The organism is Bacillus cereus group sp. MYBK227-1 (assembly GCF_051916325.1).
Taxonomy (GTDB): domain Bacteria; phylum Bacillota; class Bacilli; order Bacillales; family Bacillaceae_G; genus Bacillus_A; species Bacillus_A cereus.
In genome coordinates this window covers 682,165-703,782 of sequence record NZ_JBQAGK010000003.1, presented here as the reverse complement: position 1 = coordinate 703,782, position 21,618 = coordinate 682,165, and the positions used below count along the sequence as shown (strand labels likewise).

Genomic DNA, 21,618 nt, shown 5'->3' with positions numbered 1-21,618 from the left:
TTCATCTCTTCCCCTCTTTTGTTATATGTATAAATAAAGCATGATACGTTGCCATTATCCCTTCATTTCCCGTGAAGTCTCTTTCGTATATGCGTAGCATCGCACGAAAGAGTGAGGGACTTTGACAATATGATCCTTCATTGCTATTAGTTGCTCCTACTTTTCGAATAGAATGCAGAAACTCCTTAACTTCTGTAAAACTCTCTATGTAACATGTTTCAGAAACATGCACATCCCCTGTTTCTATCTTACATATATGAAGCAACTGATCTTTTGAATAAAAACGTTGACCAATCGATGTTTCATTTTTTATATTTCTTTCTTCTTTCGCACGTTGGAACGAAGCATGCAATTCTTGAAACGTTTCATGTCCAAACGTTGAAAAGAGTAATATCCCATCTATAGACAAATGTTGAAATAAATTTCTTAACACTTGTTGTAAATTATTTAACCATTGAAATGTAGCATTTGAAATAATGACATCATATGATTCTTCTAATCGTAATCGCTCAATATCTTCACAGTGAAACGTTACATTTTTTACATTTTGTCTAGTTTGCGCAATCGCAATCATACTTTCAGCAAAATCAACTGCTGTAATATGTGCTTTCGGAAATAACTTTGATAATTGCTCTGTTACATACCCCGTCCCGCATCCCAGTTCTAAAATACGTATTGATGCCGTTTCACTATATCGTTCCTTTAAGATTGAAAGTAATGAATGTGCCATCTTTTTTTGTACATTTGCATATCGATCGTAAGATACGGCTGCCCCATTAAACCGTTTTTGTAGTAACGTTTTGTTGATCATGTCGTATCCCCTCTACAAATTGAATTATCTCATTTGCGCAATATTCAAAATTCGTCACACATAATGCATGCCCTGCTTCACTTACTACTTTCAGCTCGCTGCTGCTATTTTCCGTCATACTACGTGCCGCAGACAATGGGCATATTACATCCTGTTCTCCGTGAATAAGTAGTATAGGTACTTTAATTTCTTTTAGTTCTTCTCTCATATCTGTTTCTATTAAATAATCCAAACCTAGTTGTAAAGACTGAATAGAATCACCTTTAAAACGGTCTACAATGTCTTCAAAGTTTTTATTCTCTTTTAGCTCATCTTTCGTAAACATATTTTCATAAAACCGCTTGAGCGTATCTTCTTTCCTTCTCGCCAAATTCCTTTTCAGCCGTTCTACATGCAAAGCATTCCATCCGTTACTGTAATCGCTCGTATTTGTAAATTTAGCAGTACCACCAATTAATACGATGCCTTTTGCCTGAATCTTTTTATAAGCTTCAACTGCTGCTAACGCTCCTAGTGACCATCCAACCAATATTACGTTGTCATTATGCGCTACATCTATAATTCGTTCCGCAAATTCACTTCGTTCTTTCACATTACGCCAATCTATGCATTGAACAGAATATCCTTTAAAATACGGAAGTACTAAATCCCAAATATTCTCTTCCATTCCCCATCCGGGGATAAAAATAATCTTTAGCTCATTCATACGAAAAGCTCCTCTTCTTTCGCAATGTGGATAATTCGGTCAATAGCCCATTTTAAATCAGCTATTGTATGTTGCGATGTAACTGCAAAGCGAATTCGAGAACTATGAACCGGCACAGTTGGCGGACGAATTGCAATAGCCGCAATCCCTGCCTCTTGCAACCTTTTACTAAACCGTAAAGCATGTTCATTTGAACCGACTACAATCGGTACAATATGAGTTGAACTATTCCCAATATCAAAACCAGCATCCCTTAATTTAGTTCTGAAGTATTCTCCGTTTGCTATAAGGTTCTCTCTTCTTTCGTTATCTTCTTTTACAATTTCAATTGCTTTTTGCACCGCTCCTAACGTACTTGGTGGTAAAGCTGTAGTAAAAATAAAGCTTCTCATCATATTTTGTAAATACTCTATATAAATTTCATCACCTGTCAAATACGCACCATAACACCCTAAAGCCTTGCTAAACGTCCCCATATGTATATCAATTTTTTGAGCAAGATTTTTTTCTATATGAGATAACCCAGCTCCGCCGATTCCATATATTCCACTCGCATGTGCTTCATCAACTATAATGATTGCCCCGTATTTCTCTTTCAGCTGTACTAAATCTCTCAAATACGCAGTATCACCATCCATACTAAAAACGGTATCTGTTACGATTAATTTCCTTTTTTCAGGCGAAGCCATTTTCAACAACTTCTCTAAATGATCCAAATCATTATGACGATACCTTTTATGCTCTGCCCCGCTTAATATGATTCCATCAACAATACTTGCGTGATTTAACTTATCACTAAAAACAATATCGTGCCGAGAGGCTAAAGAAGATATGGCACCTATATTTGCCGTATACCCACTATTTACAATTAAAGCTCTTTCAGTACCTTTCCAGTCACATATGCTTCTCTCAACCTCTTCATATAATGGATGATTTCCTACAACGAGACGAGAGGCAGTCGCTCCAGTTCCATATCTTTTTGTACAGGCAATAGCAGCTTCTTTTAACCTTTCATCTCCAGCTAACCCTAAATAATTATTTGACGCTAAATTTAACATCCTTTTTTTATCTCGAATAAGCCAAGTCTCTTCTGCCTTCTCTGTTACATATAAATCACGATACTGCCCTTGCTCATGTAATTGTTGTAATTTAGATTGAAGGTGCGCCCGCCACGTTTGATTCATTTTGGATAAACTCCTCTAATTTTGAAATCATAATATGTTCTTTTGCAGATTCTAATACTTCTTCTTTCGTAAACTCACCTGCAAAGAATGGCAATAATCCTAAAACTGGTACCCCGCTCAGCTCTTCAATCATCTCTTTATTTTCTTGCACTCTTTCCATTTCACATTCTTTGCAACCTGATAAAATGACACCCGCTACGGTTAAACCATGCGCCTTTGCGTAAGCAATCGTTAACACTGTATGATTTACTGTTCCTAATGTAGGACGAGCTACTACAATAAGAGGCAACTGTAATTCTTTTGCAAAATCAATTACTAAAGCATCTTCTGTATATGGGACAGCAAGCCCACCTGCCCCTTCTACAAATAAGCTATTAAACTCTTTTAATAGTTCATTATAATAATCAGTAATTTCTTTTAACTTTACTACTCTTCCAGCTCTTTTCATGGCAAGTCTCGGAGCAAGTGGTTCTTCAATAGAATAAGGGCAAATTTCATTTTCTGGTGTCGGTACACCTGATAATGCTTTTAACCTTGCCGCATCTCCCTCAGGGTTTGATGCAACATGCCCACTTTGCAACGGTTTATACACCCCTACGTTATATCCTAATTCTCTAAATACACCTGCTATAGCACCTGCAACTACTGTTTTTCCAACTTCAGTATCAGTTGCTGTTATGAAAAAACCACTCATTATTCTCCCTCCGTAACATCCGAGATTGCCTTATATAAAATGCGTAACATATCATCAATCTCTTCAAAAGTAGAAGCAAGTGGTGGCATAAATACAATCGTGTTACCTAGCGGTCGTAAAATCATACCCAGCTCTCTTGAGCGTTTACATACTTGAACACCGACTCTTTCTGTCCAGTCAAACGCTTCTTTCGTTTTCTTATTCTTCACAAGCTCAATACCAACCATTAATCCGCACTGACGAATATCACCTACATGTTTATACGCAAAGAGCTTTTCTAATTGCGCTGTCACATAATCCGTTTTACGTGCCACTTCTTCTATTAAATTTGTTTTTTCATATAGTTCTAGATTCGCGATTGCTACGGCACACCCTAACGGATTACCTGTGTAGCTATGTCCATGGAAAAATGTTTTTTGTTCTTCATATTCTCCTAAGAAGGCATTATATATTTCATCTGTCGTTACCGTAACTGCAATTGGTAAATATCCACCTGTTAAACCTTTCCCAGCAGTTAAAATGTCTGGTGTCACATTTTCATGTTCACACGCAAACATTTTCCCTGTACGCCCAAATCCAGTCGCTACCTCATCTGTAATAAATAATACATTGTACTTTGTACATAAATCGCGCAGTCCTTTTAAATATCCTTTTGGCATTGTAATCATTCCGCCAGCACCTTGCATTAATGGCTCTACAATGATGGCAGCTACTTCTTCATGCTTTTCTTTCAACAATTCTTCCATTTCTTCTAAATGGATTTTTACAATTTCCTCCTTATTATTTCCGTAAGGAGAACGATATGTATATGGATACGGCATTTTAATCGCATCAAATAAGAGCGAACTATACACTTGGTGAAACAAGTCTATTGCTCCTACTGAAACAGCTCCAATTGTATCACCGTGATATGCTTCTTTTAATGTAACGAATCTTTGTTTCTTTGGTTTCCCTTTATGCTGCCAATATTGGAAAGCCATCTTAATTGCAATTTCAACAGCGGTAGAACCTGAATCAGAATAGAATACCTTCTTCAATCCATCTGGTACAACCTCAATAATTTTTTCTGCTAATAAAATAGATGGAACGTTAGCAAGTCCTAACATAGTAGAATGAGCAATTTTATTTAATTGCTCACGAATTGCTTCATCTAATTCCGGTACTTGATGTCCGTGAACATTTAACCATATAGATGAAACACCATCCCAATATTCATTACCATTTACATCGTATAGTTTTCTTCCCTCTCCACGTTCAATAATGACAGGATCTTCTTCTAAATAATCTTTCATTTGTGTAAATGGGTGCCATACGTAAGCTTTATTTTTCTCTGCTAATTCTTCATATGTATAAGATGATTTTTCAATCGTTCTACTATTTATTGTCACAATTGTCACCCCTAATGTTAACTTGTTTATAAATATAGTTAACATTAAATCCGAATGACTGTCAATTATTTTAAAATCAAATAGTTCTTAAAAAAGAACAACTTATCCTACGATAAGTTGTTCTACTTTCCATGCTGTATCTTTCCAATTTCTAAAATAATTTCTTCATCTTTTTTCCCCTCTGTATCAATTCCAAGTTGCTTAGCGTGCTCAATTAATAAATCATGACGCTTCTCAAATCTAGCGGTATTTACTTCTTTCGTAACCTCTTCTTTTGTTTTCCCCTCAGTAGAAACTCCTAGTTTTTCTGCTGCTTTTTCCATTGATTTCTTCTCTTCTATTTCTTTTACTTTCTTCACTTCTGACTGTTGTATTTGCTTTTGTTTCAACTGCTCTGATTCAGCCGCAAAAACTGTGTAAATTCCAGCACTTCCTCCAATAACTAATAAAGTGGTAAAAAGAATTATTTTTTTCTTCACTCTTTCATCCCCCTTTCAAATTCATTATAACGTACATTTTTACAGCGTTAAAAACAATTATCCTTTATTTCCCTAAAAAAACATTTAATATTTTTATTGACATGCAAGATGAAAATATGATAAAAATTTAACTAACATCATATGAATCGGCGTTGATAGGATTTAGTAGTATTTCGATTTCTGATTTCAGAGAGCTGGTGGTCGGTGCGAACCAGTACAGAGCGAATTATGAATTACCCCCTGGAGCTTCTTTTACGAAACGTGAGGAGTAGTGAAAGACGGTTATAGACCGTTATGTCTAAAGAGTGGTGAAACGACACTGTTTCACAATTTAGGGTGGTACCGCGAATTTTTCGTCCCTGCATATATTGCAGGGGCGTTTTTTATTTTATAAGCGCATATCATATGACCCTTTATTTTGTGACGCATTCATTTCACAAGCTAGGGTGGTACCGCGATTTCTTCGTCCCTGCATAATTATATGCAGGGACGTTTTTTTATCCAATCATTTCCGTATCATATAGAAGGACTAACAATTACCGGTAATTTGTCACAAAATTCTAAATTTTAGAAGGAAATATACAATATTGGCGAATTTTATATAAAAAAGAGCTATTTTACATTACTTAGGAGGGGAAAACAATGGTTTCAAAAATTGAGTCTGTTCTTTTAACAATTTTTATCTTTTTCTGTATTGGTTTTAGTGTTATTCAATTAGAAGTTTCACCACACATTCCAATTTTATTTGGTATCGTTCTTTTATTAGCATTTGGATTCCTGAAGAGAATCTCTTGGTCTACTATGGAGAAAGGGATGATTAGTAGTATTTCAGCTGGTATTCCATCTATATTTATTTTCTTACTTGTAGGCGTATTAATTAGCGTTTGGATTGCAGCTGGAACTATTCCCACTTTAATGGTATACGGCTTCCAACTTGTATCTCCAAAAATTTTCGTTCCAACTGTTTTTGTTGTTTGTGCAATTGTTGGAACGAGTATCGGTAGTGCTTTTACAACTGCTGCAACTGTAGGACTTGCCTTTATGGGAATGGGTACTGCCCTTGGATACGATCCAGCTCTTATTGCTGGTGCAATTATTTCTGGTGCATTCTTCGGAGATAAAATGTCTCCTTTATCTGATACAACAAACTTAGCGCCTGCTGTAACAGGTGTAGATTTATTTGAACATATTCGTAACATGCTTTGGACAACAGTGCCAGCTTTCATTATTGCTTTTATCGCATTTTTCATTTTAGGAAGCGGATCTGGTGGAAACGTTGATTTCTCAGCATTTATTAACACACTAGAAAAAAATGCAACGATTTCTATCGTTACACTGATTCCTATTTTATTACTGTTCCTATTCGCATTTAAAAAGGTACCCGCAGTTCCAACATTACTTGCAGGAATTGTGGTAGGGATTATTATTCTCTTTATTTTTAAACCTAGCACTTCTTTAGCTGATTTAATAAAAATTATGCAAGACGGTTACGTTTCTAAAACTGGTATCAAAGACATTGACAGCTTATTATCTCGCGGTGGCCTGCAAAGTATGATGATGTCAATTGCTCTTATTTTCCTAGCTCTTTGTATGGGAGGATTATTACAAGGAATGGGTATTATAGCGCAGCTGATGAATATTATCTCTAGCTTCGTAAAAACTAGTACACGCTTAATTATTTCTACTGCTTCAACTGCAATTGGTGTAAACTTCTTACTTGGTGAGCAGTACTTATCCATCGTTTTAACAGGACAAGCATTTGCTAATAAATACGATGAAGTCGGTTTAGAACGTCGTAATTTATCACGAGTATTAGAAGATGCTGGTACAGTAATTAATCCACTCGTACCATGGGGTGTAAGTGGCGTATTCTTAACAAACGTTCTTAGCGTTCCAACATTCGATTACCTGCCATACGCAATCTTCTGTTTAGCATGTCCAGTCGTAACCATTATCGTCGGCTTTACTGGATTCGGTCTTTCATGGAAAAAAGAAAAAGCAGTACCAGTTTCATAATATAATAAAAAGGATTACCAAATCGGTAATCCTTTTTATATTTCTCGACTATCTATTCGCTTTCTTTCTTCTAAATAACAGAAGTAATCCCGCTCCAACAAACGCAAGACCCGCTCCAATTGTAGAAGCAATACTTGCACCTGTTTTCGGTAAATCACGTTCATCTTTTTCAGCTTCTTTATTTTCACTTACAGTTGTTGTTTCTTTTGTATTTTGATCATCTGTTGTAGTTTGTCCAGATCCGGTATTGTTTCCATCTTGCTTTGGTTCATTACCATTATTACCTTCTTCTGTTGGTGGTGTTGGGTTTTCTCCATTACCTGTTGGCGGTGTCGTCGGATTTTCTCCACCACCTGTTGGCGGTGTTGTTGGGTTTCCTTCACCAGTTTCTTTATCATCATTTTTCTTCGTTATATCAATTGCATATTTCGCAAATTCATTTTCAGATGGTCCAACATATGAAATCTTTCCATCTTTCTTTATATACTTTTGTGCATTTGGTGAAGAATCAAATGTTGTATTTAATTTATCTGCAACAATCGGTTTAAATGTCCAATTTTGATCAGCTGCTGGATCAATATCTTTTATTTTTTGCATATACTTCACAATGATTTGACGTGTTTCATCTTGTGATTGGTATACAACTTCCCCTTTACTTACACCTGGGAACGTCTGGCTACTTCCACGATAGTTATTTGTAGCGACGATGAACTCTTGCTTGTCAGCTACTGGCTTACCTTCATATGTCATATTTACAATACGATTCGTATTTGCATTTACAACTTTTCCATCTTTATCGTATTTCGCCGGTTGTGTTACATCAATTTCGTATTTTAAGCCATCTAAAATATCAAAGTTATATGTAGGATACCCTATATTTACTAACGGCTGTTCTTCTGTTTTCTTTGGATCAATTTGATTAAACTGACCTGCAGACATTTCAAGCCATTCTTTCACTTGTGCCCCATTTACTTTTACAGCATATAACGTATTTGGATATACATATAAATCTGCAACGTTTTTAATCGCTAACGTTCCAGCTGGAATATCCGTATAATATGTAGCACCGTTTCGGCCACCTGCTTTAAATGGTGCGCCTGCAGATAAAACCGGAATATCTTTAATCTTTTCGTACTCTGGTTTTTTAAGTTCTTGTTCTACATACCATTTTTGCGCATTGGTCACAATTTGTACGGAAGGATCATCTTGTACTAATGAAAAATAACTATTAATTGGTGCTTTCGTTTCACCTACATGTGTATTTACATATTCGATTGTCTTTTCATGTTCATCTTTAATTTCATTAACTAATTTTTGATCAGATTCTACTAATGGGGTACCTTTACTATTAGCAATCGGGCGAAGTTGTGGCTTAGATTGATCTTTTTGCACTTCCCATTTTCCGTTTACCTTTTTCAATTGCATATCAATAATACCTAAGTTACTACCAAAAACACCCGGCATTACAACTGGAACACCATTAAATACATCCTGCACTTCAGTATGTGAATGTCCCATTAATACTGCATCTACGCCAGGAACTTGTGTTGCTAAATGATATGATGCATTTTCCATTTTATTCGCTTCTTTATATTCGCTCTTATCGACGCCTGAATGAGCCAATGCAACGATAATATCTGCACCCTCATCTTGCATTTTTTTCACCATTATTTTTGCTGTTGCGACGATGTCTTTCGCTTTTACTTTTCCTTCTAAATTCGCTTTATCCCAGTTCATGATTTGTGGTGGAACAAATCCCATTACACCAATTTTCACTATTTGTTTTTGGCCTGCTTCATCCACTACTTCTTTCTTTAAAATATGATATGGTTTAAAATAATTTTCATCGTTCTCTTCCTTATCATCATGGTCATCTTTATATACATTGGAGTTAATAACCGGGAAATCCGTTTTTTCAATCACTTTGTTTAAATAGTCTAAACCGTAGTTAAATTCATGATTCCCAAGAGAGATGACGTCATACTTCATTAAATTCATTACACGATATAATGGATGTGTATAACTAGGATCCACAGGATTCTTCGGATCTTTTATTTTATTTGCTACATAATCTCCAAGCGGTGTCCCTTGTAATGCATCTCCATCATCAAATAGGACAGAGTTTTTCGCTTCTTCACGTGCTTTATTAACGAGTGTTGCCGTTTGTACGAGACCTACTTTATTATCTGTTTTCGTTTGATAATAATCGTAATTCATTAAGTTAACGTGAATATCTGATGTTTCTAGAATTCGTAAGTTAACTGTACTCTCCCCAGCGTTCTCATCTGCATGAGCTGTTGTTGGCATTACTTGCGGTGCTATAACACCAATCGCAAGAGTTGCTCCAGCTAGCATTTTTTTTGACTTTTTCACAAAAAATCCCCCTTATACAATTACCAGAAATAATGAAATGAATCCCTATCTGTCTCTAACCACATACCTTTTTTCTTCTATTAGAGACACAATTTTCATTTCACCCTGCGCTAACGAGTAGTCCCCTTAAACGCTCGATTGATGAAGACTAACAATTAATAGGAAATAAAGCTCCCACTAATTAAAATTTCACCTTATCTGACATTATCATATATAAAGTTCTTTCCTATCGTCAATATTTTTTGACAAACTTCAACAAATTTTCTGTAAAGTTATTATAAACTTTTCATAAACATATAATATGCCCTTACATTGCTAATACTGCTGAATATGATACAATTACCAATTACAAGGAGGATGAATTTATGAAAAAAGTCATCTTAACAATTGTTTGTCTCCTCCTTCTGATCATTTCTTATTCTTATTTTGAAAAGAACGACGAGACAAAACAAAATGAACCCGAAGAAAAAACAGAAAAAACATCTACTCCAAGTTGGATTGATAAGCAAACAAACGATTCCTTTTATCATCTCGTACTAGGTGATTCGCTCGCCAAAGGATATGGATCAACACAAGGTGGATTTGCTGAATTAGCCTCTAAACAAATAGAAGCACAAATTCATAAACCAATTACTGTAGAAAACCTTGGGATAAACGGTCTTACAACAGATCGTCTCGCTAAAAAAGTTCAATCAGAAGATGTAAAGCAAAAAATTAGAGCAGCAAATATCATTACAATTAATATTGGGGGAAATAATTTATTTCGCTTAAATCGTGATGTCGGTGTTATAGACGGTATTAAAATGTTAAATAAAGAAAAAGCTCATTTTGAAGCGGATGTAAAAAATATTGTAAAGACAGTCCGAGATCAAAATCCGGATGCTTTACTCATTCTTTCTGAACTCTATAACCCGTTACAACTCGATGACTCCATCGCAAGTTATGCAGATATGTTTTTAGACGGCTGGAATGAATCCGTTTATTCCATTGCAAAAGTGAATCAACCATCTATCGTTTTGCCAATTCGTAAATTAATATCGAATGATAAAAAAGAATTGCTCTTTGACCAAGTACACCCAAATGATAAAGGCTATACGATTATTGCCGATTCATTTACAAAAAAAGTATTGGCCTACAAATATTAAAATTCCCATGAAACAATTCTATTTTTATAACATGTCTTTTTTGTTACAATGATAGTGGAAGGGGGCCTTTATATGGAATCACGCGAGTGGGAACGTATTGTTGATCATCTTCTTTCGCTAGTGCCTCTTTTTTATCGCAAATTTATGCTTCCTGGAGAATTTTCTTCTCAAAGACATATGCCGCCATCACATACACAAGTATTACTGCTTTTGCATGAAAACGGCACATTAGCAGTTTCCGAAATCGGCAAGCGGCTAGCGATTTCACGGCCTAACATGACACCTCTATTAAACAAACTTATTCAAGAAGAACTAATAGAGCGTCATTATAGCGAAAAAGATCGACGGGTCATTTTAATTTCCCTAACAGCTGAAGGGAAATTATTAGTAAATCAGTATCAGCAATTCATTTTAGACAAACTAAAAGAAAATTTCCAAACATTATCTGAGGAAGAGCGCGAAAAGCTCATCCATTCTCTTCAAACCATTCAAAATTTAATTTTGAAAACAAACGTATAAAGCTGCTTCTAAATAGAAGCAGCTTTATGATTCGTAATAGTTACCATAGTACACATTGGAATATGGCCATGTTGTTAAATATGGTTTTTTTTCCTGTGTAGGCTGTTGTTGTGGTAATTGTGGTATTTGTGATAATTGCTGTAATTGTTGTTGCCGATATAATTCGTATTGTCTACTCGTATCATAAACCGGATAATAATTTACATATGGATATACTTGAGGTACGTAATAATAATACATTATCCTCTCCTCCTTTTTCTTAAACATATTCAAAGGAGAAAATGGATGTGACATTGTTTATAATTGTACAAGTGGTTCTCTCACTCGTTTCTTCCTTTTCTTCAAGCGTAACTTACGGTTCTTTTCGTATAAATAATGCACAACGAAATACGAAATGAGACCAAACACAACTCCTAAAATCGTCATTCCAATTAATACATACACTTCACTTTGTAATAAGCTCTTTAATATCGTAAAAATGTGACTTGAAAACAAGTCCGATATCGTAAATGGTTCATGATGAATTTTCTGTACATGAAATGGATAAATCATTTTTCCTAGCGCATACGCAAGCGGAAATAAAAATACTGGGAGAAACGATATTTTCCCAATAATATTGCCAATAACTGCCGCAGGAAAAGATCCCTTTGCTAACCTGACGATTGGATAAAATATTACATATACGAGCGATGCCGTATAAATGACTAACATTTCTAAGCCGAATCCTATAGCAAACCCTAACGATACTTTCTTTGCGCCTTCTGGCGATCGAAGCAACTTATAATATTGAAACTTTAATATTCTCCACATCCGCTGAAAAAACGAATATGTTTTCTTAGTTGTTTTCACCCTCATCATCTCTTTAACTATATTTTTATATGTAGTATGTCCTTACACACTCTGAAAAACAAATTTAGTTTTCTCTTTTATTATAAATGATATCGAAATGGTTAACTAAATATACATATGACATTTTAATATAAAAAAACCTCCCTTTTAGGAAGGCTCTTCTACATTTTTAAATAAACTCACTAATAACGCTTTTTGAGCATGCAATCGATTACCAGCTTGCTCAAAGACGATAGACTGCGGTCCATCTATAATTTTTCCTGTTACTTCTTCTTCACGATGGGCAGGTAAACAGTGTAAGAAACGATATGTTTGCTTCGCATGCTTAACAAGTTCGTTATTGATTTGGTAAGGTTGAAATAAAGAATATTTCTCTTCTTCGCCCTCTTGCCCCATGCTCATCCAAACGTCAGTATAAATGAAATCTGCTTCATTCACCGCTAATTCAGGATTATGCAAAACTTCAATTTCAGCTCCTGTTTCCTTGGCAATCGCTAACGCTTTTTTTACAATCTCTTCATTCGGTTCATATCCTACAGGCGTTGCAACAGTCATATGCATTCCGACTTTTGCACTCGCTAGCAACAATGAATGACATACATTATTTCCGTCACCTACGTAAGCCAATTTTATTCCTTTAAATGTATTTGTTTCTTCATATATTGTCATGAGGTCTGCCAATGCTTGACAAGGATGATGATCATCCGTTAAACCGTTAATAACAGGAATACTCGATTCTTTTGCAAGCTCTTCTACATCCGCGTGCGAGAATGTACGTATCATAATCCCGTCAATATACTGCGATAATACTTTCGCAGTATCTGAAACAGTTTCTCCTCTTCCCATTTGCATCTCTTTTCCACTTAAAAACATACCATGTCCCCCGAGTTGTACCATTCCCGCTTCAAAAGATACACGAGTACGAGTTGAATGCTTATCAAAAATAAGCCCTAATATTTTGCCTTGTAATAAAGGCTCTTGCTTATTCTTTTTTAAATATATAGCGAACTCAATTAAAGAAATAATTTCTTCTTTCGTTAATTCTTCTAGTGTTAAAAGATCTTTCGTATTTAATTTCGGTACTTGTACAGTTGACATGAAACTTCCCCCTTATATGATTGATACGTTTTTTGTACAAACTACTTTTTTTATTATATATACTGCCTGTTCTAACTCTTCATTCGTGACAATGAGTGGCGGTAATAGTCTTATAACATTAGGGCCTGCTTGTAATACGAGAAGTCCTTCGTTTTCTAGTTGTTCTATAAAACTTGCAACTTCATGCTTACACTCAATCCCAATTATAAGCCCTTTACCACGTATATTTTGAATACATTCGACATGCTGTAATTCCTCTTGCAACTTCTCTAATACGTACTCGCCTTTTTCTTGTACTTCTTTTAAAAACGATGGTTTTTTACTCACTTGCAATACTTCTTTCGCTGCAGCCATCGCGATGTAATTCCCGCCAAAAGTTGAACCGTGTGATCCTGCAGTAAACGACGTTCCGAGCTCTTTCCCGCCAATCATCGCTCCGACAGGAATCCCATTCCCAAGTGCCTTTGCAACGGTAACGATATCAGGCTCTATTCCCACTTGTTCATAAGCGAATAGTGTTCCAGTTCTTCCTATCCCCGTTTGTACTTCGTCTATAATAAATAAGGAACCGAACTTATTACATAATGTTTCAATCTCTTTCAAAAAAGATAGATCAACAGGTATTACTCCTCCCTCTCCTTGAACTACTTCTACCATTACCGCCGCAACTTCTTCATTCATTACTTCCTCTAATGCTTTAATATCGTTAAAAGGGATATGTAAAAAAGATGGAAGTAATGGACCAAATCCTTCTTTTACCTTATCTTGGCCTGTTGCACTCATCGTTCCAAATGTTCTACCGTGAAAAGACTGCTGGCATGTTACGACGAGAGATTTTCCAGTATGCTTACGTGCTAACTTTAAAGCCGCTTCATTTGCCTCTGCCCCACTATTACAGAAAAACACATAATCTAATGCTCTATTTTCTGTTAATAATGACGCAACTTCTTCTTGTAAGCTGTTTGTAAACAGGTTAGATATATGCCATATATCATCAAGTTGCTCTTGTACACCTTTGAGAACAGTAGGGTGACAATGTCCTAAATTACATACGCCAATTCCTGATGTAAAATCTAAATATTCCTTACCTTTATTATCAATAACTTTCGTTCCAGTTCCCTTTACAAACTCAATAGTTCTTCTGCCATACGTTTGAAAAAGATGACTCGTCATGCAATACTCACACCTTTCGTTACCGTCGTTCCAATACACTCTCCCGTAACCTCAGTAAAATCTTTTGTACCATTCACAATACTTATCTTTTGCACTCCCATTTTTAATGATGCTAGTGCCGCCTGTACTTTTGGAATCATCCCACCTGTAATAACACCTGTTTCTATAAAAGTTGCAATTTCAGATTCATCCGTTTCCTTTACCAAATTCCCTTCATGTAATATTCCATCTACATCCGTAATAAAAACAAGCTCTTTTGCTCCTAACGCGGCCGCAATCCCAGCCGCAGCATTGTCCGCATTTATGTTATAAATTTCATTACCATTTACCCCGATTGGAGCAATAACAGGAATATACTCCATATTTATTAATCCTTTTAATAAAGCTGTTTCTACATAACTTACTTCCCCTACATATCCTATCTCTTCGCTGACAGGTTGAATTTGAAGTAAATTGCCGTCACACCCTGAACAACCTACCGCAAGTAAATTATGCTTTTGTAAATTCATTACGAGTTTTTTATTCGTACTTCCGCATAGCACCATTTGAACAACATCCATAACTTCTTTTGGTGTTATCCGTAATCCATCTCTTTTTTCTACGTTGATGTTACAATCTTTTAATTTGGCATCAATTTCTGGTCCACCACCATGAACAATCACTACTTTATACTTCTGTTGCAATTTCTTTATACATTCAAAAAACACATCATTTAATTGATTCAACATACTACCGCCGCATTTCACTACAATATAATCGCTCATCTTCTCTCTCCTTATGTACGATAACAAGCATTTATTTTCACATATTCATAGCTTAAGTCACAGCCCCAAGCTGATCCTGTCTCTTCACCTAAGTGTAAGTACACATTAATGACTATTTCATCTTCTTGTAACCTCTCTTTCATTTTTTCTTCAGAAAATGTTTGAGGCTCACTATTTTTTAATACCGATATAGATTGAAGAGTAATGTCAATTGTGTTCGGATTAATAGCTACTTCACTTTGTCCAATACTGCTAATAATTCGCCCCCAGTTTGGGTCTTCACCATGTATTGCTGTTTTCACAAGACTCGAACCGACTATTTGCTTTGCAATTTTTTTTGCCTCTTCATTCGTTTGAGCTCCTAGCACATTTACTTCTATTAACTTCGTAGCGCCTTCACCATCTTGCGCAATTTTTTTCGCTAAATCTTCACATACCTTCTGTAAAACACCTACGAAAGTTTCCCAATCTGTATGTTCCATATTTATCGGCCTTGTTTCTGATAATCCACTTGCCATAACGATGACCATATCATTCGTAGAAGTATCTCCATCCACCGTAATTTGATTAAATGTATGATTCGTTATTTGTGATAACGCTGTTTGCAATACGTTATGCTCTATATGAGCATCTGTCGTAATAAAACTAAGCATCGTTGCCATATTCGGATGAATCATCCCTGAACCTTTTGCAACACCCGCAATCACCACTTTCTTCCCATCAATAATCATTTCATAGCAAGTTTCTTTCGTGATAAGATCCGTCGTTAAAATTGCTTCAGAAAAAGAATATGCTTCACTTTCTTCCTTCGTCGGTATAAGAGTTGCAACCCCCTTTCGGATTATATCCATCGGCAGTGGAACACCAATTACACCTGTTGAAGCTACTGCAACGTAATTTTCTTTCATCCCAAAATGTTCCGCCCCTAACACGCGCATCTCGTATGCGTCTTGTAATCCTTGCATTCCAGTACAAGCATTTGCATTTCCACTATTAACGATAATTGCTTGTAACTTCCCTTCTGCCGTTATACTATCCTTCGTTACTTGCAAAGGGGCTGCTTGTATTTGATTCGTTGTATACACAGCGGCACATGATGCTGGTACGTCACAAACGATTGCCCCTAAATCCTTTTTCTCCTTTTTCAGACCATTTACAGTACCAATTGCCGAAAAGCCTTTCGGCGTTACAATTGAACCATTTTCTAATTTTGTAATAGACGCTACTTTAATCATCATGTCCCCCTTATAGATAAAGCGGCATATGTTGTAAACCTGTTGTCTCTTCTAGTCCCGCTATTATGTTTGCATTTTGAATCGCTTGCCCAGCCGCGCCTTTCATCATATTGTCTATAACAGAAACGACCGTAACTCTTTCAGTTCTTTCATCGTAAGCTATGCCAATATCACAATAATTTGAGCCTCTCACTTCTTTTGGACTTGGAAATTTCCCTTGCGTACAAATTCGGATGAAAGGCGATTGTTCATACGTTTCTTCATACAATTTTTGAAGTTGCTTTATTTCCATCTTTTGTTTTACTTTTGCATAAAGTGTAATCATAATTCCTCGTGATATCGGTATTAAATGTGTGCTAAATGTAATTGGCTGTGATTCACTATTCCATTCTGTAAGCATTTGCTCAATCTCCGGAACGTGCTGATGCTGGTTTACTTTATAGATATGTAAGTTATCGTATAGCTCAGGAAAATGAGTCATTGTTGTTGGTGTTTTTCCTGCTCCTGATACCCCTGATTTCGCATCAATAATAATCGAATCTTCTTCAATCATGCTACTACGTATTAACGGCGCTATCGCTAGCAATGTGGCTGTAGCAAAACATCCTGGGTTTGCAATTAAATTTGCCTTTTGAATCTCAGTCCTTTTCCATTCACTTAACCCATACACTGCTTTTCTAAGAATTTCTTCTTTCGCTGCTGGCCTTTTATACCACAGTTCATATGACGAAGGATCTATCATACGAAAGTCTCCAGATAGGTCAATTACTTTTAAACCTTCTGCTACTAACTTGGGAGTTAACTCCGCCGATACTCCTGCTGGTGTTGCTAGAAATACGATTTCTGCTTCTTTCCCTATTGTCTTCACATCAATTTCTTGTAACGTATGAACGAGAACATTTCGAAGATGCGGATATACATTTGTTATACACTCACCAACTTGCGAAAAAGAATGAAGAGATGCTATCGAAAAATATGGATGTTGTTCTAATAAACGAATTAATTCAATGCCCCCATATCCAGTGGCTCCAATAATTGCGACTTTCATAAGTTCCTCCTCAAATCGATTCTTTAAATTAAGTATGATTATAATATTGTATATTTATAGAGTCAATTAAATATTTATAAATTTTAAAATCTAAAAAAACTTAATTTTATTAGAAAAATAATATACTCAACCGAATTTTTATACAAAATAGTGCATAGTAGTTTTTTTATTTCACTTCAAGTACAATAAAACAATACATACGTACATACAGGCGGGAAAAAATATGAACGAAAAATTAATTGAGAAAATGATTATAAAAAGTTTTCAGCAATATCAATGCAGTCCAATATCAAAAGAAGATCAGGAAATGCTAGTGAAACATATTCAAACGGTGACTCATTCAAATATTGAAATTGATTTATACGAGGAGATTGAGGATATTGTTTATGATTATGTGACTGGAAAACAATAAAAAATAGGAGATTTCCATGTGGAAATCTCCTATTTTTTACTTAATGATTTACCTGCTACACGTTCAAATAAACCTGGGAATAAAGCATAAAGTTTTGGACCAATTCCCATCCACTTCGGTAAGTTTACTTCACGTTTTTTCGTGTGCATCGACTTTACGATTTGTTCTGCTACGTATGTTGGTTTTAACATGTAACGTCCCATATTCTTTACATATGTACCAGATTGATCCGCTATTTCAAAAAAGTTTGTATCTATCGGACCTGGATTAATTGCTGTAACATAAATATCTGTATTCGCTAATTCCATGCGTAAACTATTCGTAAATCCTAATACAGCATGTTTCGTTGCTGCATACGCACTTGATTTCGGAGTTGCAATTTTTCCGGCAAGTGAAGCAATATTAATAATATGTCCTTCGTTCTTGTTTACCATATAAGGTAGTACCGCTTTCGTACATGCTACTAATCCAAATACATTTACTTGGAACATATCTTTTACTTCACCCATTGACGCATCTTCAAACGTTTTAAAAATACCAAATCCCGCATTGTTTACTAATATATCAATACGTCCCACTTCTTGTAATACCTTTGAAAAAACAGACTGTACTTCCATCTCTTCACTTACATCTAATACATAATAATAGCAAGGCGTATTATAAGTTTCTTTAATTTTGTCTACTAACGCTTGTAGTTTCTCTTCTGTTCGAGCCATTAATACTGGAGTCGCTCCCTGTGCTGCAACTTGCATTGCAACTTGCTCACCAATCCCACTAGAAGCACCTGTAATGACGATTACTTTATTTTGTAAACGTCCTGTCATTGCTGTCACCTACTTTGCATAATAAATCAATTGTTGCGATGACTCATCAATCATCACTTGTTGATTATATGCTAAATAGTCCAATTGTCCAACCGTTTCTGAAATAGTAAGTGGTAATTGTTCTTTATATAATACCGGAAATAGTTTTACACATACTTCAAATGCTGTCATTGGTTTTTCCTTTAATAACTCAAGCACTTTAAAAGCACGTGTTTCTTGCTTTTGTAATCTCGTTTCAATAAGTTGTTTCACATTTAGAACATCTTCCCCATGCCCTGATAAAATGCGTGAAATATTCATTTCGCTTAAACGCTGTAATGTTTGATTATATTGTAGTAATGGGCGTGCCCGCTCTGTTTGCCCTTCATATGGCGGTTCTAGTATTGGATTCGAAGAAATATGACTAATGAGAGCATCTCCACCAATTAATATTCCATCAGATTCTCTATATAAAGAAATATGAGTAGAAGCATGACCTGGTGTTTCAAGTACTGTAAATCCAGGCAAAGAATCAATACGATCTCCTTCTCTCACAGTATGCGTTAACGATCTATTACAAGAATATTTAAGTGTCCTCGTCGTCAATAACGACTCGTCTTTCAAAAATGCTGCTGGCACACCAAACTGTAAGGCCGTCTCTCTAAAAAATTCATGATACCGCTTTAAAAATTCTGGATTTTGTGTAATCCAAGGCTCATTCCAAGGATGTCCAATAATATTCGTCTTCTCAGAAAATATATTTAAAAGTCCACAATGATCTGCATGATGATGCGTAATGACTACTGTTTCAATATCTTCTATCGTATGTCCTAATGCACCTAATTGACTTTCTAACGCATTCCTTGCCTCTTCTGTATTCGTCCCTGTATCAATTAATGTTAATGTCTCCCCCTCAACTAAAAACACATTCACAGTTTCCACTGCAAATGGTACAGGAATCTCCATTCGGTGAATCGCCGTCATGCTTAGCCCCCCTGTCTCTTTCCGGTTCAAAAATGAATACTTCTTCAGTTTACAACTTCTATATATATTTGTCATTATTTTCAGATAAAAAGAGGTGTTTCCTATAAAAAAACGAATGTATGTACATTTATAAGAATTTCTAACCAAAATTAAAGGAGGAACATCATGTCTATTCAAAACATTTCCTTTCTCGGTGCAGGCTCTATTGCCGAAGCTATTATTGGTGGCTTGTTACATGCAAATGTCGTTAAAGGTGAACAAATTACTGTAAGTAATCGTTCTAACGAGACAAGATTACAAGAGCTACATAAAAAATACGGTGTCAAAGGTACTCATAATAAAAAAGAATTACTTACTGATGCAAATATTCTTTTTCTAGCAATGAAACCAAAGGATGTTGCAGAGGCGCTTACCCCTTTTAAAGAATACATAAATAATAACGTGCTTATTATTTCATTACTAGCAGGTGTTTCTACTGACTCAATTAGAAAACTACTTCAAAAAGACGTTCCAATTATTCGTGCAATGCCAAATACCTCCGCAGCCATTTTAAAATCAGCTACCGCTATCTCCCCTTCAAAACATGCAACAGCGGAGCATATTCGCACTGCAACATCTTTATTTGAAACGATTGGTCTCGTCTCTGTTGTAGAGGAAGAAGATATGCATGCTGTCACTGCATTATCCGGAAGTGGACCTGCTTATATTTATTACGTAGTGGAAGCTATGGAAGAAGCTGCAAAAAAAATTGGTTTAAAAGAAGATGTTGCAAAATCACTTATTCTTCAAACGATGATTGGTGCTGCTGAAATGCTAAAAGCAAGTGACAAACACCCTTCTATTTTGAGAAAGGAAATTACTTCTCCTGGTGGAACTACCGAAGCAGGTATTGAAGTATTACAAGAACATAAATTTCAACAAGCACTTATTTCTTGTATTACACAGGCAACGAAACGATCACATAATCTTGGAAAAACATTAGAACAACTAACAAAAGAAAAATAGAAAAAGGAGCTCAAGTTTATTTGAGCTCCTTTTTCTATAATTACACTTAGTTATTGTTCTTCCCAAAAATCTCTTCTTGCAGGCGACGACCAGTCGGCGTTGCTGCAAGTCCACCTTCTGCTGTTTCACGAAGTGCTACTGGCATCGTTTGTCCGATTCTAAACATTGCCTCAATTACTTCATCACATGGAATTGTACTCGTTACACCAGCTAATGCTAAATCTGCTGAAATCATCGCATTCGCAGCTCCTGCTGCATTACGTTTTACACAAGGTACTTCTACAAGTCCTGCAACAGGATCACACACTAAACCAAGCATGTTCTTTAATGAAATTGCCATCGCTGTAGCTGCTTGATCTTGTGTTCCACCAGCCATCTCAACTGCAGCTGCAGCCGCCATTCCACTTGCTGAACCAACTTCAGCTTGGCATCCTCCCGCTGCACCAGAAATACAAGCGTTATTCGCAACAACCATACCGAAAGCTCCTGCTGTAAATAAGAATTCAATCATTTCTTCACGTGTAGGCTGCAATTTTTCTCTTAGTGCAAATAGTACACCTGGCACTGTTCCAGCAGAACCTGCTGTTGGTGTTGCACAAATAATTCCCATCGCTGCGTTTACTTCATTTGTTGCAACAGCTTTGCTTACTGCATCCAAAATCGTATCTCCAGATAAGCCTTTTCCGCTCTTCATATACGCTTGAACTTTTACAGCATCTCCACCAGTTAAACCAGTTGATGATTTCACGCCGCGAATACCACGTTCTACTGCTTGCTCCATCACGACTAAGTTCTTTTCCATACCAGCAATTACTTCTTCACGTGAAATACTTCTTGTTTCCATTTCACATTGAATCATAATTTCTGCGATTTTTACATTTTGTTCTTTAGCTTGCGCCACTAGTTCCGCTGCGTTCCGAAACATGGTGTGT

The 21,618-nt window shown here is 36.0% G+C and carries 22 protein-coding genes and 1 other annotated feature; of the genes, 5 read left to right on the top strand and 17 right to left on the bottom strand.

All coding sequences use genetic code 11. The features are described 5' to 3' along the window. Nucleotide 1: 1 nt before the first annotated feature. The 6 genes from bioC to ACTFRM_RS16960 all read right to left on the bottom strand — a co-directional run bounded on the left by bioC (nt 2) and on the right by ACTFRM_RS16960 (nt 5,262). Nucleotides 2-811, bottom strand: coding sequence for a malonyl-ACP O-methyltransferase BioC (gene bioC / locus ACTFRM_RS16985; RefSeq protein WP_000608911.1), 810 nt, complete (start codon nt 809-811; stop codon nt 2-4). Then, a complete protein-coding gene (locus ACTFRM_RS16980) occupies nt 777-1,517 on the bottom strand; it encodes an alpha/beta fold hydrolase (protein WP_001004172.1) in 741 nt (246 codons plus the stop codon). Before ACTFRM_RS16980 ends, bioC begins: the two co-directional genes overlap by 35 nt. Next, the gene (bioF, locus tag ACTFRM_RS16975; protein WP_001077294.1) at nt 1,514-2,701 is read right to left on the bottom strand and encodes an 8-amino-7-oxononanoate synthase; all 1,188 of its coding nucleotides are present in this window, start codon (nt 2,699-2,701) and stop codon (nt 1,514-1,516) included. The genes ACTFRM_RS16980 and bioF overlap by 4 nt, the downstream gene beginning before the upstream one ends. Further along, nucleotides 2,667-3,395, bottom strand: coding sequence for a dethiobiotin synthase (gene bioD / locus ACTFRM_RS16970; protein WP_000012470.1), 729 nt, complete (start codon nt 3,393-3,395; stop codon nt 2,667-2,669). Before bioD ends, bioF begins: the two co-directional genes overlap by 35 nt. Next, nucleotides 3,395-4,828, bottom strand: a complete 1,434-nt coding sequence (gene bioA, locus ACTFRM_RS16965; protein WP_002041775.1) for an adenosylmethionine--8-amino-7-oxononanoate transaminase — start codon at nt 4,826-4,828, stop codon at nt 3,395-3,397. The genes bioD and bioA overlap by 1 nt, the downstream gene beginning before the upstream one ends. Before the next feature lie 77 nt (nt 4,829-4,905). Next, a complete protein-coding gene (locus ACTFRM_RS16960; RefSeq protein WP_000726905.1) occupies nt 4,906-5,262 on the bottom strand; it encodes a hypothetical protein in 357 nt (118 codons plus the stop codon). 143 nt (nt 5,263-5,405) lie between these two features. Then, nucleotides 5,406-5,626, top strand: a binding site (T-box leader). A 278-nt stretch (nt 5,627-5,904) separates the two neighbouring features. Here ACTFRM_RS16960 and nhaC point away from each other — a divergent pair. Further along, nucleotides 5,905-7,278 carry a Na+/H+ antiporter NhaC gene (nhaC, locus tag ACTFRM_RS16955; RefSeq protein ID WP_000253736.1) on the top strand — a complete coding sequence of 458 codons (1,374 nt, stop codon included), beginning with the start codon at nt 5,905-5,907 and terminating at the stop codon, nt 7,276-7,278. Nucleotides 7,279-7,326: 48 nt separating this feature from the next. Here nhaC and cpdB read toward each other — a convergent pair whose 3' ends face one another. Continuing rightward, nucleotides 7,327-9,651, bottom strand: coding sequence for a bifunctional 2',3'-cyclic-nucleotide 2'-phosphodiesterase/3'-nucleotidase (cpdB, locus tag ACTFRM_RS16950; RefSeq protein WP_173600452.1), 2,325 nt, complete (start codon nt 9,649-9,651; stop codon nt 7,327-7,329). A 365-nt stretch (nt 9,652-10,016) separates the two neighbouring features. Between cpdB and ACTFRM_RS16945 the strand changes: the two genes are divergently transcribed. After that, complete coding sequence (locus ACTFRM_RS16945) at nt 10,017-10,796, top strand: GDSL-type esterase/lipase family protein (protein ID WP_000755838.1); 780 nt, start codon at nt 10,017-10,019, stop codon at nt 10,794-10,796. A gap of 72 nt (nt 10,797-10,868) precedes the next feature. Beyond that, the gene (locus ACTFRM_RS16940) at nt 10,869-11,315 is read left to right on the top strand and encodes a MarR family winged helix-turn-helix transcriptional regulator (protein ID WP_000445819.1); all 447 of its coding nucleotides are present in this window, start codon (nt 10,869-10,871) and stop codon (nt 11,313-11,315) included. A gap of 24 nt (nt 11,316-11,339) precedes the next feature. On the opposite strand, the gene ACTFRM_RS16935 is transcribed toward ACTFRM_RS16940, so the two are convergent. The 7 genes from ACTFRM_RS16935 to argC all read right to left on the bottom strand — a co-directional run bounded on the left by ACTFRM_RS16935 (nt 11,340) and on the right by argC (nt 17,482). Continuing rightward, a complete protein-coding gene (locus ACTFRM_RS16935) occupies nt 11,340-11,555 on the bottom strand; it encodes a hypothetical protein (protein WP_000291956.1) in 216 nt (71 codons plus the stop codon). Between the two features lie 57 nt (nt 11,556-11,612). Further along, a complete protein-coding gene (locus ACTFRM_RS16930) occupies nt 11,613-12,173 on the bottom strand; it encodes a DUF2062 domain-containing protein (protein ID WP_002005691.1) in 561 nt (186 codons plus the stop codon). A 138-nt stretch (nt 12,174-12,311) separates the two neighbouring features. Further along, complete coding sequence (gene argF / locus ACTFRM_RS16925; RefSeq protein WP_000108865.1) at nt 12,312-13,262, bottom strand: ornithine carbamoyltransferase; 951 nt, start codon at nt 13,260-13,262, stop codon at nt 12,312-12,314. A gap of 12 nt (nt 13,263-13,274) precedes the next feature. Continuing rightward, the gene (locus ACTFRM_RS16920) at nt 13,275-14,435 is read right to left on the bottom strand and encodes an acetylornithine transaminase (protein WP_440043469.1); all 1,161 of its coding nucleotides are present in this window, start codon (nt 14,433-14,435) and stop codon (nt 13,275-13,277) included. Next, nucleotides 14,432-15,199 carry an acetylglutamate kinase gene (argB, locus tag ACTFRM_RS16915; RefSeq protein WP_001286797.1) on the bottom strand — a complete coding sequence of 256 codons (768 nt, stop codon included), beginning with the start codon at nt 15,197-15,199 and terminating at the stop codon, nt 14,432-14,434. Before argB ends, ACTFRM_RS16920 begins: the two co-directional genes overlap by 4 nt. An 11-nt stretch (nt 15,200-15,210) precedes the next feature. Continuing rightward, nucleotides 15,211-16,434 (bottom strand): bifunctional glutamate N-acetyltransferase/amino-acid acetyltransferase ArgJ, encoded by a 1,224-nt coding sequence (gene argJ / locus ACTFRM_RS16910; protein WP_140421509.1) that lies wholly within the window; start codon nt 16,432-16,434, stop codon nt 15,211-15,213. Between the two features lie 10 nt (nt 16,435-16,444). Then, nucleotides 16,445-17,482, bottom strand: a complete 1,038-nt coding sequence (gene argC, locus ACTFRM_RS16905; protein ID WP_000861258.1) for an N-acetyl-gamma-glutamyl-phosphate reductase — start codon at nt 17,480-17,482, stop codon at nt 16,445-16,447. Between the two features lie 223 nt (nt 17,483-17,705). Here argC and ACTFRM_RS16900 point away from each other — a divergent pair, with 223 nt between their 5' ends. Next, entirely contained in the window at nt 17,706-17,894 is a 189-nt protein-coding gene (locus ACTFRM_RS16900) for a YqzH family protein (protein WP_001003222.1), read from the top strand. A 29-nt stretch (nt 17,895-17,923) separates the two neighbouring features. Here the strand turns inward: ACTFRM_RS16900 and ACTFRM_RS16895 are convergent, their stop codons facing one another. Both ACTFRM_RS16895 and ACTFRM_RS16890 read right to left on the bottom strand, forming a co-directional pair. Next, the gene (locus tag ACTFRM_RS16895) at nt 17,924-18,718 is read right to left on the bottom strand and encodes an SDR family NAD(P)-dependent oxidoreductase (protein ID WP_000147794.1); all 795 of its coding nucleotides are present in this window, start codon (nt 18,716-18,718) and stop codon (nt 17,924-17,926) included. Nucleotides 18,719-18,727: 9 nt separating this feature from the next. After that, nucleotides 18,728-19,681, bottom strand: a complete 954-nt coding sequence (locus ACTFRM_RS16890) for an MBL fold metallo-hydrolase (protein ID WP_000125119.1) — start codon at nt 19,679-19,681, stop codon at nt 18,728-18,730. Between the two features lie 165 nt (nt 19,682-19,846). Between ACTFRM_RS16890 and proI the strand changes: the two genes are divergently transcribed. Beyond that, nucleotides 19,847-20,686, top strand: a complete 840-nt coding sequence (gene proI / locus ACTFRM_RS16885) for a pyrroline-5-carboxylate reductase ProI (RefSeq protein WP_000027249.1) — start codon at nt 19,847-19,849, stop codon at nt 20,684-20,686. A 46-nt stretch (nt 20,687-20,732) separates the two neighbouring features. Here proI and sdaAA read toward each other — a convergent pair whose 3' ends face one another. Next, nucleotides 20,733-21,611, bottom strand: coding sequence for an L-serine ammonia-lyase, iron-sulfur-dependent, subunit alpha (sdaAA, locus tag ACTFRM_RS16880; protein WP_173600453.1), 879 nt, complete (start codon nt 21,609-21,611; stop codon nt 20,733-20,735). Between the last annotated feature and the right edge of the window lie 7 nt (nt 21,612-21,618).

Coding starts and splice junctions, on each gene's coding strand:
- bioF (WP_001077294.1), bottom strand. CDS start 2,701: ATGAATCAAACGTGGCGGGCGCACCTTCAATCTAAATTACAACAATTA.
- ACTFRM_RS16935 (WP_000291956.1), bottom strand. CDS start 11,555: ATGTATTATTATTACGTACCTCAAGTATATCCATATGTAAATTATTAT.
- ACTFRM_RS16980 (WP_001004172.1), bottom strand. CDS start 1,517: ATGAATGAGCTAAAGATTATTTTTATCCCCGGATGGGGAATGGAAGAG.
- argC (WP_000861258.1), bottom strand. CDS start 17,482: ATGAAAGTCGCAATTATTGGAGCCACTGGATATGGGGGCATTGAATTA.
- ACTFRM_RS16940 (WP_000445819.1), top strand. CDS start 10,869: ATGGAATCACGCGAGTGGGAACGTATTGTTGATCATCTTCTTTCGCTA.
- proI (WP_000027249.1), top strand. CDS start 19,847: ATGTCTATTCAAAACATTTCCTTTCTCGGTGCAGGCTCTATTGCCGAA.
- bioC (WP_000608911.1), bottom strand. CDS start 811: ATGATCAACAAAACGTTACTACAAAAACGGTTTAATGGGGCAGCCGTA.
- sdaAA (WP_173600453.1), bottom strand. CDS start 21,611: ATGTTTCGGAACGCAGCGGAACTAGTGGCGCAAGCTAAAGAACAAAAT.
- argF (WP_000108865.1), bottom strand. CDS start 13,262: ATGTCAACTGTACAAGTACCGAAATTAAATACGAAAGATCTTTTAACA.
- ACTFRM_RS16890 (WP_000125119.1), bottom strand. CDS start 19,681: ATGACGGCGATTCACCGAATGGAGATTCCTGTACCATTTGCAGTGGAA.
- bioA (WP_002041775.1), bottom strand. CDS start 4,828: ATGTTAACTATATTTATAAACAAGTTAACATTAGGGGTGACAATTGTG.
- ACTFRM_RS16920 (WP_440043469.1), bottom strand. CDS start 14,435: ATGACGAGTCATCTTTTTCAAACGTATGGCAGAAGAACTATTGAGTTT.
- nhaC (WP_000253736.1), top strand. CDS start 5,905: ATGGTTTCAAAAATTGAGTCTGTTCTTTTAACAATTTTTATCTTTTTC.
- ACTFRM_RS16930 (WP_002005691.1), bottom strand. CDS start 12,173: ATGATGAGGGTGAAAACAACTAAGAAAACATATTCGTTTTTTCAGCGG.
- argB (WP_001286797.1), bottom strand. CDS start 15,199: ATGAGCGATTATATTGTAGTGAAATGCGGCGGTAGTATGTTGAATCAA.
- argJ (WP_140421509.1), bottom strand. CDS start 16,434: ATGATTAAAGTAGCGTCTATTACAAAATTAGAAAATGGTTCAATTGTA.
- ACTFRM_RS16900 (WP_001003222.1), top strand. CDS start 17,706: ATGAACGAAAAATTAATTGAGAAAATGATTATAAAAAGTTTTCAGCAA.
- ACTFRM_RS16895 (WP_000147794.1), bottom strand. CDS start 18,718: ATGACAGGACGTTTACAAAATAAAGTAATCGTCATTACAGGTGCTTCT.
- ACTFRM_RS16945 (WP_000755838.1), top strand. CDS start 10,017: ATGAAAAAAGTCATCTTAACAATTGTTTGTCTCCTCCTTCTGATCATT.
- bioD (WP_000012470.1), bottom strand. CDS start 3,395: ATGAGTGGTTTTTTCATAACAGCAACTGATACTGAAGTTGGAAAAACA.